Origin of the sequence: Hydrogenophaga sp. ZJX-1, from assembly GCF_048590325.1 — a bacterium.
GTDB lineage: Bacteria > Pseudomonadota > Gammaproteobacteria > Burkholderiales > Burkholderiaceae_C > Hydrogenophaga.
In genome coordinates, this window is sequence record NZ_JBMBRA010000001.1 from 381,844 (window position 1) to 394,187 (window position 12,344).

General features: G+C 68.4%; 12 protein-coding genes. 4 read left to right on the top strand and 8 right to left on the bottom strand.

All coding sequences use genetic code 11. The annotated features are described in order from the left end of the window. Positions 1-7: 7 nt before the first annotated feature. Positions 8-853: a thymidylate synthase gene (locus tag ACN5W5_RS01910; protein ID WP_420046908.1), complete on the bottom strand. Its 846-nt coding sequence runs from the start codon at positions 851-853 to the stop codon at positions 8-10. A 137-nt stretch (positions 854-990) separates the two neighbouring features. Here ACN5W5_RS01910 and ACN5W5_RS01915 point away from each other — a divergent pair, with 137 nt between their 5' ends. After that, complete coding sequence (locus tag ACN5W5_RS01915) at positions 991-1,611, top strand: glutathione S-transferase family protein (RefSeq protein ID WP_420046909.1); 621 nt, start codon at positions 991-993, stop codon at positions 1,609-1,611. Positions 1,612-1,623: 12 nt separating this feature from the next. On the opposite strand, the gene ACN5W5_RS01920 is transcribed toward ACN5W5_RS01915, so the two are convergent. The 3 genes from ACN5W5_RS01920 to ACN5W5_RS01930 are packed head-to-tail and all read right to left on the bottom strand — an operon-like array spanning position 1,624 to position 4,730. Then, positions 1,624-2,784, bottom strand: coding sequence for an MFS transporter (locus ACN5W5_RS01920; protein WP_420046910.1), 1,161 nt, complete (start codon positions 2,782-2,784; stop codon positions 1,624-1,626). A gap of 48 nt (positions 2,785-2,832) precedes the next feature. Continuing rightward, positions 2,833-4,257: an FAD-binding oxidoreductase gene (locus ACN5W5_RS01925; protein ID WP_420046911.1), complete on the bottom strand. Its 1,425-nt coding sequence runs from the start codon at positions 4,255-4,257 to the stop codon at positions 2,833-2,835. Continuing rightward, entirely contained in the window at positions 4,254-4,730 is a 477-nt protein-coding gene (locus ACN5W5_RS01930) for a DUF2069 domain-containing protein (RefSeq protein WP_420046912.1), read from the bottom strand. The genes ACN5W5_RS01925 and ACN5W5_RS01930 overlap by 4 nt, the downstream gene beginning before the upstream one ends. 69 nt (positions 4,731-4,799) lie before the next feature. Here ACN5W5_RS01930 and ACN5W5_RS01935 point away from each other — a divergent pair, with 69 nt between their 5' ends. Beyond that, positions 4,800-6,041, top strand: a complete 1,242-nt coding sequence (locus tag ACN5W5_RS01935) for a YihY family inner membrane protein (protein WP_420046913.1) — start codon at positions 4,800-4,802, stop codon at positions 6,039-6,041. A gap of 63 nt (positions 6,042-6,104) precedes the next feature. Here ACN5W5_RS01935 and ACN5W5_RS01940 read toward each other — a convergent pair whose 3' ends face one another. After that, entirely contained in the window at positions 6,105-7,391 is a 1,287-nt protein-coding gene (locus ACN5W5_RS01940; protein ID WP_420046914.1) for a cytochrome P450, read from the bottom strand. A 58-nt stretch (positions 7,392-7,449) separates the two neighbouring features. Next, positions 7,450-8,970, bottom strand: coding sequence for a PLP-dependent aminotransferase family protein (locus ACN5W5_RS01945; protein ID WP_420046915.1), 1,521 nt, complete (start codon positions 8,968-8,970; stop codon positions 7,450-7,452). A 194-nt stretch (positions 8,971-9,164) separates the two neighbouring features. Between ACN5W5_RS01945 and ACN5W5_RS01950 the strand changes: the two genes are divergently transcribed. Beyond that, on the top strand, positions 9,165-9,536 hold the full coding sequence (locus ACN5W5_RS01950) for a DUF2917 domain-containing protein (RefSeq protein WP_420046916.1): 372 nt from the start codon (positions 9,165-9,167) through the stop codon (positions 9,534-9,536). A gap of 3 nt (positions 9,537-9,539) precedes the next feature. Here the strand turns inward: ACN5W5_RS01950 and ACN5W5_RS01955 are convergent, their stop codons facing one another. Both ACN5W5_RS01955 and ACN5W5_RS01960 read right to left on the bottom strand, forming a co-directional pair. Beyond that, positions 9,540-10,361: an alpha/beta fold hydrolase gene (locus ACN5W5_RS01955; protein WP_420046917.1), complete on the bottom strand. Its 822-nt coding sequence runs from the start codon at positions 10,359-10,361 to the stop codon at positions 9,540-9,542. A gap of 2 nt (positions 10,362-10,363) precedes the next feature. After that, positions 10,364-11,671 (bottom strand): O-acetylhomoserine aminocarboxypropyltransferase, encoded by a 1,308-nt coding sequence (locus tag ACN5W5_RS01960; protein ID WP_420046918.1) that lies wholly within the window; start codon positions 11,669-11,671, stop codon positions 10,364-10,366. Between the two features lie 132 nt (positions 11,672-11,803). On the opposite strand from ACN5W5_RS01960, the gene ACN5W5_RS01965 reads away from it, so the two are divergent. After that, the gene (locus ACN5W5_RS01965; protein WP_177139117.1) at positions 11,804-12,271 is read left to right on the top strand and encodes a CBS domain-containing protein; all 468 of its coding nucleotides are present in this window, start codon (positions 11,804-11,806) and stop codon (positions 12,269-12,271) included. The last annotated feature ends 73 nt before the right edge of the window (positions 12,272-12,344 follow it).

Below are 12,344 nucleotides of genomic sequence, written 5' to 3' on the forward strand. Positions count from 1 at the left end.
ATACGGCTTAAACGGCAACTGGTGCCTTGATGGCCGGGTGGCACTCGTAGCCGACCACCTCGAAATCTTCGTACTGGTAGTCGAAGATGGAATCGGGTCGGCGCTTGATGTTGAGCGTCGGGTAGGCGAAGGGCTGGCGCGAGAGCTGCGTTGCCACCTGCTCGTGGTGGTTGCTGTAGATGTGGCAGTCGCCGCCGGTCCAGATGAAGTCGCCCACATCCAGGTCGCACTGCTGCGCCACCATGTGCGTGAGCAGGGCGTAGCTGGCGATGTTGAAGGGCACGCCGAGGAAGATGTCGGCGCTGCGCTGGTAGAGCTGGCAGCTGAGTTTGCCGCGCCCGCCGGGTTCGGTGGCGGGGGCCACGTAGAACTGGAAGAAGGCGTGGCAGGGCATGAGCGCCATCTTGTTCAGTTCGGCCACGTTCCAGGCGCTGACGATGATGCGGCGCGAATCGGGGTTGCTCTTGAGCGTCTGGATGACGTCGGCGATCTGGTCGATGTGGCCGCCGTCGGGCGTGGGCCAGCTGCGCCACTGCACGCCGTAGACAGGGCCCAGATCGCCGTCGGCGCGCGCCCATTCGTCCCAGATGGTGCAGCCGCGTTCCTGCAGCCATTTCACGTTGCTGTCACCGCGCAGGAACCACAGCAGCTCGACGATGATGGCCTTCAGGAACACCTTCTTGGTGGTCACCAGCGGGAAGCCTTCGTTGAGGTCGAAGCGCATCTGGTGGCCGAACACGCTCTTGGTGCCGGTGCCGGTGCGGTCGCCCTTGTCCACGCCCTGGGTGAACACATGGCGCATGAAATCTTCGTATTGCGAGCGCACAGGGCGTTGGGGGCTATGGTCGGTCATGGGGCAGTTTCAGAGGGCAACGGGCAGGCGAAACCACGATTGTGCCCGCTCCGGATCACCCCTGCGCCGCGGTGGACCGCCAAGCGTCTGCGGGCTACGATGCGGCCTCGTCGCATCCGCCAACCGGAGACTCCGCCATGCCGTCACTGACCCTGTACACCAACCCCCAGTCCCGAGGCCGCATCGCGCACTGGATGATGGAAGAACTGGCAGAGCCTTACGAGACCGTCTGGCTTGACTACGGCACCACCATGAAAGCGCCGGACTACCTGGCGATCAACCCCATGGGCAAGGTGCCGGCGCTGCGCCATGGTGACGCTGTGGTGACCGAGGCCGCGGCCATCTGCGCTTACCTGGGCGACCGGTTTCCGGAGAAGGGCCTGATCCCGCCGCCCGGTTCGCCGGCCCGGGCCGATTATTTCCGCTGGTTGTTCTTCGCCGCCGGGCCGCTGGAGCAGGCCGCCGTGGCGCGCTCGCTCGGCTGGGAAGTGCCTCAGGGCCGCAGCGCCATGGTCGGCTTCGGTTGTTACGCCGACACGATGAACGCGCTGGAGGTCGGGCTGTCGAAGGGGCCGTATGTGTGCGGTGAACAGTTCACCGCGGCCGATGTTTACGTGGGGTCGAGCGTGGTGTGGGGCCTGATGTTCGGCACCATCGAGAAGCGGCCGGTGTTCGAGGCCTATGCCGCGCGGGTGCAGGCACGGCCGGCTTCGTTGCGCGCGTCACAGCTCAACGAGGCGCGTCTCAAGGCGGCCTGAAACCGCAACGTTTCAGGTCAGCTGGTCGAGCGCGTGGATCGCCCACAGCAGGGCGATCAGCAGCAGCATCACCACCGGCATCACCGCGCCGAGTCCGACCCAGGTGGCCAGCAGGCCAAACGCCGCCGGGATGACCGAGCCGCCCGCGTAGGCGGCCATCATCTGCCGGCCGATCACGGTGCGCGCCACGTCGGCCGGAAAGCGCCGCGCGGCCTCGTGCATCAGCGAGGGAAATACCGGCGCGCAGCCCAGCCCCATGAGCACCAGGCCGGCCAGAGACAGCAACGCCGGCAGGCCGGGCAGGGCGAACAAGGCAGCGCCCGCCAATGCCAGTGTGGCCCCCAGGCGCACCAGCCGCCGGTTGCCCAGGCGTTCCGAAACCAGGCCCACGCCGAAACGCCCCGCGGTGATGGAGCCGAAATACAGCGAGACCCAGAAGCCCGCCTGCGCAAGGCTGATGCCCCGGTCGTTCACCAGGATGCTGGCGGCCCACAGGCCGGTGCCCATTTCGGCGGCCACGTAGAACAGGAAACACAGCGGCGCCAGCCACAGGGCACGGCGCGCGACCGGTTGGAACACCACCGGTGGCTCGTCCGCCGCTGCGGCGTCCGTCGGCTGGCTGCGCTCGCGCCGCCAGAGCGACAGCGTGGCCCAGAGCAGCGCGGCCAGTGTGAGCTGGGCCAGCCCGAGGGTGAGCACGCCGCGGGTCCAGCCGCCCGGGCCAGCCAGCGCCAGGCCCATCACCGCCGGGCCGGTGGTGGCGCCCACGCCCCAGAAACCGTGCAGCCAGTTCATGTGGCGCGACGAATAGTGTGCCGCGACGAAATGGTTCAGGCTGGCATCGACCGCGCCGCCGCCCGCGCCCAGCGGAATGCCGAGCAGCACCAGCCAGGCAAACGATGGCGCGACAGAGAAGCCTACCAGGGCCAGCGCGGTCATCAGGCAACTGGCGGCGACCACCACGCCGGTGCCCACCCGCGCGACGATGCGCCCGGCGAAGCCCGCGCTGAGCGCGGCGCAGACCGTCATGGTGAGGGTCAGCACGCCCAGGGCCGCCAGGGGCTGGCCCATGTCCGCTCGCATCGCCGGCCAGATCACGCCCATGACGGCATCGGGCAGCCCCAGGCTGACGAAGGACACGTAGACGATGGCGAGCAGGAGCAGGTGGGCCAAGCGGCGGATCCCGGTGTGCAAAGAGGCTGGCCCGACCCGGTGCCTGGGTCAGCGCGGCAGCACGCGCCCGGGGTTCAGCAGGTTCTGTGGGTCCATTGCCTGCTTGATGGAGCGCATCAGGGCCAGCGCGACCGGGTCCTTGTAGTGCGGCAGCTTGTCCGCCTTGAGGCTGCCCACGCCATGTTCGGCGCTGATGGATCCGTCGAAGCGCGCCACCGCATCGAACACCAGGGTGTTCACGCGCGCTTCCTGCTCGCGCAGGAAGGCCTTGGGGTCGCCGCCGGCGGGTGCCTGCACGTTGTAGTGCAGGTTGCCGTCGCCCAGGTGGCCGAAGTTGACCAGGCGCGCGCCGGGGATCTCGTGCTCCAGCAGGGCATCGGTCTCGGCGCAGAAGGCCGGAATGCGCGAAACCGGAATGCTGATGTCGTGTTTGATGTTCAGGCCTTCTTCGGCCTGCGCCAGCGGGATGCTCTCGCGGATGTGCCAGAGCGCGTGGGCCTGCTGCAGGCTCTCGGCCACCACGGCGTCGCTGACCACGCCGTTCTCGAACGCGGTTTCCAGCAGGCGCTCGAACTGCGCACGGGCGTGCGCCTCGGACTCGCTGTCGCTGTTTTCCAGCAAGACACAGTAGGGCGTGTCCTCCCAGAGTGGCACGCGCTGCTGCGGGAAGTGTTTGGCCACCAGGCTCAGCGCGAACTGGCCCATGACTTCGAAGCCGGTCAGGCCCGCGCCCAGGTGCTGATGGGCCAGACCCAGCAGGGTCACGGCCGATTCCAGGCTGGGCACGGCGGCCCAGGCGGTGAGTTGCGCGGCGGGCAGCGGGTAGAGCTTCATGGTCGCCGCGGTGATGACGCCGAGCGTGCCTTCGCTGCCGACGAAGAGGTCGCGCAGGTCGTAGCCGGTGTTGTCCTTGCGCAGGCCGGTCAGACCGTGCCACACCTCGCCCTGCGCGGTGACCACTTCCAGGCCCAGGCAGAGATCGCGCGCATTGCCGTAGCGCACCACCTGCGTGCCGCCGGCGTTGGTGGCGAGGTTGCCGCCGATGGTGCAGCTGCCTTCGGCCGCGAGCGAGAGCGGGAACAGGAACCCCGCCTGTTCGGCGGCTTCCTGCAGGGTCTGCAGCACGCAACCGGCATCGACCGTCATGGTGAGGTTGGCGCCGTCGATGGCGCGCACGCGGTTCAGGCGCGTGAGCGACAGCACCACCTGCGTGCCGCTGTCATCGGGCACAGAACCCACCACCAGACCGGTGTTGCCGCCCTGCGGCACGATCGATGCGCCGGCCGCCGCGCAGGCTTTCACCACCGCCGCGACTTCGGCGGTCGACCCGGGGCGCACCACAGCCAGCGCACGGCCGCGGGCGCGCTGGCGCCAGTCGTTTTCCCAGGCGCTGAGGTCGGTGGCGGGGTCGTCGTGCGTGAGCACGTGGGGCGCGCCGACGATGGCCCGCAGTGGGTCGAGCAGCGCGTTCATGGGCGGGTTGTGGAGCTGGTGTTGACTGGGTCGGCCGCGGCGCCGGTGGCGGCGGCGTGGCGGGCCTTGTCGGCGGCCACGGCTTCCTGGCCGGCGGCGCGCTGGCGGATGCGCACATGCAGCGCACAGGCCACGAACAGCAGCACGCACAGCAGCACCTCGATGCCCGCCAGCGCGGCGGAAAGGCCGCTGTCGCTGGTGGCGCGCACCGCGCCTTCGGCGAAGTAGATCCACACCAGCAGGCTGAGCCAGCGGTAGGTGTACATGCGGTTCTTCAGCAGCCCGGCCAGCGGCAGGGTCAGCGGCAACACCTTGAGCACCAGCCACGAACCGCCCGGGCGCAGCGGCGCGAGCCAGAGTTCCCAGGCCAGGCACAACACGATCAGGCCCAGCAGGCTGCCCACGGCGAGCCAGCGGGTGAACGAAACGGCGGGCAGGGCGGGCGATGGGGGCGTGTGCAGGGCGGCGGGCATGGAGGGGGAAAGTTGGCGGGGCAGCGGCACCGGCGGTGCGCCCCAGGGACAATCTGGGATGATACCGGGATGACCCTGAATGAGCGCCTGCGGGCGATGGAAACCTTTCTGCGCGAGCTGTGGGAAGACACGCTGAAATTCCCCTGGCGCAACACCGCCATCACGCTGCGCGAGCGCTTCCGCGAAGACCGTCTGGGTGTCACCGCTTCGAGCCTGACGTTCACCACCACCATCTCCCTGGTGCCGCTGTTCACCGTGGCGCTGGCGATCTTCAGCGCCTTCCCGATGTTTGCCCGCCTGCAGGTCACGCTGCAAGGCTGGCTGGTCAAGAGCCTGATCCCGGACAACATCGCCCGGCAGGTGCTGAGTTCGCTCAACCAGTTCGCCGCCAAGGCCGGCCAGATAGGCTGGGCGGGCGCACTGGTGCTGCTGGTGACCGCGCTGGCGCTGATCCTCACCATCGACCGCAAGCTCAACGACATCTGGCGCGTGCGCCAGGCGCGTCCGCTGGCCCAGCGCATCCTGGTCTACTGGGCCGTGCTCACGCTGGGACCCCTGCTGCTCGCGGTCAGCCTCACCGTCACCTCCTACGCCCTGACCGCTTCGCGTGGGATGGTCTCGGTGCTGCCGGGCGGCGTGCGCCTGCTGCTGGACACGGTGCAGTTTGCGATCGTGGTGGTCGGCATGGGCGCGCTTTACCGCTATGTGCCGAACACCCACGTGCGTTGGGGCCATGCGCTCATCGGCGGCCTGTTTGTGGCCAGTGGCCTGGAGCTGGCCAAGGAAGCGCTGGGCTGGTACCTGGCCCAGGTGCCGACCTATTCGGTGGTTTATGGCACCTTCGCCACCGTGCCGATCCTGCTGGTGTGGTTCTACGTCGCCTGGGTGATCATCCTGCTGGGTGCGGTCGTGTCCGCCTACCTGCCCAGCCTGCTGGCAGGTATTGCCAGGCGCGGTGACAGCCCGGGCTGGAGCTTCCAGCTGGCGCTGGAGGTGCTGGAGCAGCTGTACCTGGCGCAGGGCGCGGCGCAGAAAGGCCAGAGCCTGGCCGCCCTGGCCCACACACTGCGCGTGGAAGCCCTGCAGCTCGAAGAACCGGTGGCTGCCCTCGTGGCACTGGACTGGCTGGGGCGGCTCGACGAAGACGAGGAGCGCTACGTGCTGCTGATCGATCCGGCGCAGACCCCTGTGGCACCGCTGGCCGAGCGTCTGCTGCTCGCGCGCCAGGCCGGCACCAGCCGCTTCTGGGCCGAGAGCCGGCTGGGCGAACTCACCGTGGCACAGGCGCTGGTCGTGCCGTCTGTTCCTTGAGTTGAGAGACCGGCCGCAGCGTTTCGTCAGCAGGATCTCCTGCGAGCGTGGGTTGTCCGAGCATCAGCCGAGCTTGAAAGGCGCATTCAGGAAACCGCGAAAACGCGCCCGTCCGCCCCGCGAGGGGGCTGCGCCCAGCCGGTAGTCCGGGAAGCGCTGCAGGAAGCGGCCGATGGCGATGCGCCCCTCCAGCCGCGCCAGGCTCAGGCCCGCGCACTGGTGGATGCCGAAGCCGAACGCGAGGTGTTTGTTGGTGGCGCGCCGCAGGTCCAGCGTTTCGGGGTCGGGAAACTGCGATGGATCGCGGTTGGCCGCGCCGATGCACAGCGTCACGAGCGTGCCCGCAGGCAGGTCCACACCGCCGACCTGCGTGGCTTTCAGGGCGCGCCGGTTGCCGAGCTGGTTGGACGATTCGAAGCGCAGGCATTCGTCCACCGCCAGCGTGAGCACCTGTTCCTGCGCGGCGGCATCGCTGGCCGTGGCCCGCAGGTCGGCCAGCAGCTGCGCGCGCGCCGCCGGGAACTCCTGCAGCAGGATCAGGCCGTTGCCGATCAGGTTGGTGGTGGTTTCATGGCCGGCGTTGAGCAGGAAGATGCAGTTCTGCAGCAACTCGACCTCGCTCAGTTTTTCACCGTCGACCTCGCCCTGGATCAGGCGCGTGAGCACGTCGTGCTCGGGGTCGCCGGGGTGCTGCCGCCGGTGCGCCACCAGCGTGCGCAGGTACACCAGCATCTCGCTCACGCTCTGGTTGCCCAGCGCGTGCTGCGCCGGTGTCACCACCGGTTCGAGCGCGCCCAGGATGGCGAGCGACCAGGCGCGCAGCGGCCCGCGGTCGCCGTGCGGCACGCCGAGCAGGTTGCCGATGATCTCCACGGGAATGGCCGAGGCGAAATCCTCGATCAGGTCGCCGCCACCCTGCGCTTCAAGCTGGTCCAGCAGGCTGTCGACCAGCGTGACCAGACCGGGTTCCATGTCGGCGATGGCGCGGCGGGTGAGGGCGCCCATGATGAGCTTGCGCACGCGGGTGTGCAGCGGCGGGTCGTTGAACACCAGGCTGGTGGTGTGGTGCTCGAACAGCGGCGAATCCGCGCCGTACTTGGGCGCGAACTCCACGTGTTTGTCGGAGCTGAAGGTGGCCGCGTCGCGGTAGACCGCCACCAGGTCGGCGTAGCGGGTGAGGAACACCGAGCCGTCGGGCATGTGGCGCACCGGCTCGTGCTCGCGCAGGGCCGCGTAGACCGGGTAGGGGTTGGCCAGGAAGTCGGCGGGCAGGGCGCGCAGGTCGAAGGCGGTGGCGATCTCGTGCGCCCGCGCTGCGCTCAGGGGTGGGGTGATCTGGTCTTTCAGCATGGTGCGGCCATTGTGGCTGCGGGCGCAGGAACGCGGGAGCTGGTTTTCCCGCCAGGCCCTAAGCACGCCGCAGGGCCGGGGGCGTCGGGCTGGCGGCGGGGCGCTCCAGCATCTGGCGCGCGATCTCGCCGATGCGCGCCAGGGCCTGCATGGTGACGGCGTTCCAGGGGCCCGAGAAGTTCAGCCGCAGACAGTTGCGGTAGCGGTCGGTGGCGGTGAACAGTTCGCCCGGGCCGAAGGTGATGCCCTCGCTGGCACAGCGTTTGAAGAGGTCCATGCTGGCGATCGCCGGATGCAGCTCCAGCCAGAGCGTGTCGCCCGAGGGCGGATTGCTCACCCGCGTTCCCGGGGGGAAGTGGTGGGCGATCAGGTGCCGCGCTTCGTGGCGGCGTTGCCGCATCGACGCCGTGAGGCGGCGCAGGTGGGCCTCATAACTGCCCTGGGTCAGCAGGTCGGCGAGCGCCTCTTCCAGCACCACGTTGGTGGCGGCGCCCTGCAGCCGCTTGTGGGTGGCGACGGCATCGCGCCAGCGACCGGCCTCGACCCAGCCGAGGCGGATCCCCGGCGTCAGCGTCTTGGCGAACGAGCCGCAGACCATGACGTTGCCTTCGGTGTCCCAGGCCTTGGCGGCTTTGCGCCGCTCGTCCCCGGACAACAGGTCGTTGAACACCACGTCTTCGATCAAGGGCACCCGCCGCTGGGCCAGCAGGCGCACCAGGCGCTGTTTGGCCGCCAGTGGCATGACCGAGCCCAGCGGGTTGGACAGCGTGGGCGCGGCGAGCACGGCCTTGACGGGTTGCGTGTCCAGCGCAAGCTCCAGCGCGGGCAGCGAGAGCCCGGTGGCCGGGTGCGTGGGAATCTCCAGCACCCGCAGTCCCAGGGATTCGATCAGGTCGAGGTAGCCGAAAAAGGTGGGCGATTCGAGCGCCACCACGTCGCCCGGCTGCGTGACCGCGCGCAGGCACAGGCTGACCGCCTGCGTGCAGCTGGCGGTGATCACGATGTCGCTGGCATCCAGTGCGCAGCCCAGCTGCAGGGCGCGCTGGGCGACCGCCTGACGCAGCGCGGGCCGTCCGGCGTCGGCCTTGTTGTATTCGGTCAGGCTGTGCCGGTGCACCCGAGAGGCGCGGCCGATGGCCACACGCAGACGGTCCTCGTCGAACAGTTCGCTGCTTTGCGGGGTGAAACCACCAAACGTCGCCCGGTCGCCGGGCTGGTGCAACATGGCGAAGGCCTCGGAACGGCTTTGCCGCTCCAGCAGAAAGCTGCGCTGGGGCGGCGCGCTCAGGCCGGGCTGGGCGATGCGCTGGGCGCGGCGCACGAAGTAGCCCGCCTTGGGCCGCGCCTGCACCAGGCCCTGCTCTTCGAGCTGGCGGTAGGCCTGCATCGCGGTGGAAATGGACACACCCTGCGTCAGCGCCGTGGCCCGCACAGACGGCAGGCGCTGACCGACCTTGAACGCACCGCTGTGGATCAGCTGCGCGAGTGTCTGCGCGATCTGCTGGTACAGAGGCAGGGCGGAGACCGGTTCGACCGACGGGGCCGGACACAGCGCGAGCGGGGAAGGGGGCGCGGGCATGGCGTTTCCATGCTAACCGAGTGCCGGACCGCACAAGGCGCCCACGCGCGTGGGTGACCGGTACAGATGGGCTCCAAAGAGACCACACAGATGCGCGAAAAGCGCGTCTGGTGCACACGAACTGGGCGATCTGTGTGTCTGTTGCGCCAAGGCTCAAACACCGACAGTGGAGCCTCATCCACAGGAGGCCCGCCATGCACCCCACCGCCCAGACCACCCGCTTGTTGCCACGCCAGACGCGCATGATTGACGCCAGCGCTGGCATGCGCCTGCGGGTGGTCAGCGGCCATTTCTGGCTGACCCAGCCGAACGCCGCGCAAGACCTGTTTCTCGGCCCCGGTTCCAGCATCGACCTGCTGCAGGACTGGATACTGATCGGCGCCGATGCGGGGCCCCGTGCGGCTGCGGACGCGCCGCCTTGCTACTGCGAGTACCTGCTGATGCCGCTGGTGGCGCCGGTGCCGCGCCAGGGCTGGAGCCTCGCCGTCGGGCGCGCATGGCGGCGATGGGCCCGGCAGGCCGTGGCGGCGACCCGCAACGCCTGGCCGAGCGCCTTCGCCAAATGAGCCTCAGCGGCTCCGAAGGAACTCGAGGATGGCAAACAGCGTGGCGTCGGGTGTTTCCGTCATCTGGTGGTGACCGACCGGCAGGCTCACCACCCGCACGGTCTTGCCCGCTGCCTGGGCGACCTTGATCAGGCCTTGCGCTGCTTTCGGTTGTGTCATCTGGTCCTGGGCACCGAGCAGGAACAGCACGGGGCAGGTGATGGCGGCGATGGCCTGCTCGCCATTCGCATACGTGTCGCAGGCGACGAAGCCGCGGTGGAACACGTTGACCTTCGGGTTGCTGGCCAGCACACGCTTGCCCAGCGCCATGCTGGCGCCGTAGACCCAGGTCCCCGGGCCGAGCGCCGAGGGCGGCGCGGCGAGGGTGGAGCGCGAGAACACGTTGACCATGGTCAGCGCTTTCATGGGCTCGTTCAGCGAGGCCTCGATCAGCGCGGGCGAAACCTTCATGGGGTAGGCCGTGCCCACCAGCACCAGGCGGCTCACGCGGTCTTTCAGCCGGGACGCGGCTTCGAGCGCGATCAGCGAGCCCCAGCTGTGGCCGACCAGGGCGGCGGACGGCACACCCGCCGCGTCGAGCAGGGCAGCGATGAAGTCCGCGGCTTCTTCGACCGAAGACGGCGCTTCGCCGCCACTCTTGCAGTGACCGGGCAGGTCGACCGCGAGCACGTTGAAGCCGTGGTTGGCCAGGTAGCGGCTCTGCAGGATCCAGACGCTGTGGTCGTGGAGCACGCCGTGGATGAAGACGACGGTGGGTTTGGCGGCATCGAAGGCTTTGCCGCCGGTGTAGCAGTAGGTCTGGGCGCCGTTGACTTGAAGGTACATGGTCAGGCTCCCGCTTTCTCTGCGGCCTTGAGCGCGCGTTTCAAGTCGTCGATCAGGTCGTCCGGGTCTTCCAGCCCGATGGACAGGCGGATGGTGCCGGGGCCGATGCCGGCACCGGCCAGCGCTTCATCGCTCATGCGGAAGTGGGTGGTCGAAGCCGGGTGGATCACCAGTGAGCGGCAGTCGCCCACGTTGGCCAGATGGCTGAAGATCTTGAGCGCTTCGATGAAGGCCTTGCCCTGTTCGCGCGAGCCTTTGATGTCGAAACTGAACACGGCGCCCGCACCTTTCGCACCGTGCCTCAGCAGCTTCTGCGCCAGCGCGTGGCTGGGGTGCGATTCCAGCAGCGGGTGGCCCACGCGACCCACCAGCGGGTGGCTGGCGAGGAACTGCACGACCTTTTCGGTGTTGCTCATGTGGCGCTCCATGCGCAGCGACAGCGTCTCCAGCCCCTGCAGGATCAGCCAGGCGCTGTGCGGACTCAGGCAGGCGCCAAAGTCGCGCAGGCCTTCGCGGCGCGCGCGCAGCAGGAAGGCACCGACGGTGCTTTCTTCGCTGAAGGTCATGCCGTGGAAACCGTCGTACGGTTCGGTCAGCTCCGGGAATTTGCCCGAAGCGTCCCAATCAAAACTGCCACCGTCCACCACCACGCCGCCGATCACGGTGCCGTGACCGCTGAGGAACTTGGTGGCCGAGTGGTAGATGAGGTCGGCGCCGTGTTCGAAGGGTTTGATGAGGTAGGGCGTGGTCAGCGTGCTGTCGACCAGCAGCGGCACTTTGGCCTCGTGCGCGATCTGCGCCACGGTGGGGATGTCGAGCACGTCCAGGCCCGGGTTGCCCACGGTTTCGCCGAACAGCAGCCGTGTGTTGGGCCGCACGGCCGCTTTCCAGCCGTCGATGTCGCCGGGCTTGACAAAGGTGGTTTCGATCCCAAAGCGGCGCAGCGTGTAGTGCAGCAGGTTCTGGCTGCCGCCGTAGAGCGCCGTGCTGGCGACGATGTGTGAACCCGTGCCCATAAGGGTGGCGATGGACAGGTGCAGCGCGGCCTGGCCACTGGCGACCGAGATGGCGCCGATGCCGCCTTCGAGCGCGGCCATGCGCTGCTCAAACACCGCGTTGGTCGGGTTGCTGATGCGGCTGTAGACGTGGCCGGCGCGCTCCAGGTTGAACAGGGCGGCGGCGTGGTCGCTGGACTCGAAGACGAACGAGGTGGTGAGGTGGATCGGTACGGCGCGCGCGCCGGTGGCGTCGGGCGTGGCGCCAGCGTGCAGCGCCAGCGTGTCAAAGCCGGGGTCGGAATAGCCGGGCATGGGGTCTGTCTCCTGTGGGGTTCGAATGCGTCCGCATCGGGTTGAATGCGGTGGTTTTCGGGTTTATTGTGGGCTATATTCCCATGCATGCCAGACCGGCTGGCGACACCAAACACTCCGAGGAGAACGGCGATGAAAGTCAGTGACATCCTGCGCGTCAAGGGCGGAACCCTCTACACCTGCCACCCCGACGACACGCTGATCCAGTCGGCGGCCACCATGGCCCAGTTCGACATCGGTTCGCTGGCCGTGATGGAACACGGCGAACTGGTGGGCATGTTGACCTTCCGGGAAGTGATCCACACGCTGGCCAAGAACAACGGCGTGCTCGGGACCCGCGCGGTGCGCGCCGTGATGGACGACCACCCCATGAGCTGCACCCCCGAGACCGAACTCGACGAAGTGCGCCCGCTCATGCTGGAGCGTCACACCCGCTACATGCCGGTGATGGACAACAAGATGCTCATGGGCGTGATCAGCTTCTACGACGTCGCCAAGGCCGTGGTCGACAGCCAGAACTTCGAGAACAAGATGCTCAAGGCCTACATCCGTGACTGGCCGGAAGACGAAACCGGCAAGACCGAACCGAACTTCCCTTGAGCGCACCTCACTTCAATGCAAAACGCCCCGCAATCCGGGGCGTTTTGCATGGCAGCGGCATTGGAACGAGCTG

Excerpts from the sequence above, each read along its gene's own strand:
- ACN5W5_RS01910 (WP_420046908.1), bottom strand. The coding sequence starts at position 853 with ATGACCGACCATAGCCCCCAACGCCCTGTGCGCTCGCAATACGAAGAT.
- ACN5W5_RS01915 (WP_420046909.1), top strand. The coding sequence starts at position 991 with ATGCCGTCACTGACCCTGTACACCAACCCCCAGTCCCGAGGCCGCATC.
- ACN5W5_RS01925 (WP_420046911.1), bottom strand. The coding sequence starts at position 4,257 with ATGAACGCGCTGCTCGACCCACTGCGGGCCATCGTCGGCGCGCCCCAC.
- ACN5W5_RS01930 (WP_420046912.1), bottom strand. The coding sequence starts at position 4,730 with ATGCCCGCCGCCCTGCACACGCCCCCATCGCCCGCCCTGCCCGCCGTT.
- ACN5W5_RS01935 (WP_420046913.1), top strand. The coding sequence starts at position 4,800 with ATGACCCTGAATGAGCGCCTGCGGGCGATGGAAACCTTTCTGCGCGAG.
- ACN5W5_RS01940 (WP_420046914.1), bottom strand. The coding sequence starts at position 7,391 with ATGCTGAAAGACCAGATCACCCCACCCCTGAGCGCAGCGCGGGCGCAC.
- ACN5W5_RS01945 (WP_420046915.1), bottom strand. The coding sequence starts at position 8,970 with ATGCCCGCGCCCCCTTCCCCGCTCGCGCTGTGTCCGGCCCCGTCGGTC.
- ACN5W5_RS01950 (WP_420046916.1), top strand. The coding sequence starts at position 9,165 with ATGCACCCCACCGCCCAGACCACCCGCTTGTTGCCACGCCAGACGCGC.
- ACN5W5_RS01955 (WP_420046917.1), bottom strand. The coding sequence starts at position 10,361 with ATGTACCTTCAAGTCAACGGCGCCCAGACCTACTGCTACACCGGCGGC.
- ACN5W5_RS01960 (WP_420046918.1), bottom strand. The coding sequence starts at position 11,671 with ATGCCCGGCTATTCCGACCCCGGCTTTGACACGCTGGCGCTGCACGCT.
- ACN5W5_RS01965 (WP_177139117.1), top strand. The coding sequence starts at position 11,804 with ATGAAAGTCAGTGACATCCTGCGCGTCAAGGGCGGAACCCTCTACACC.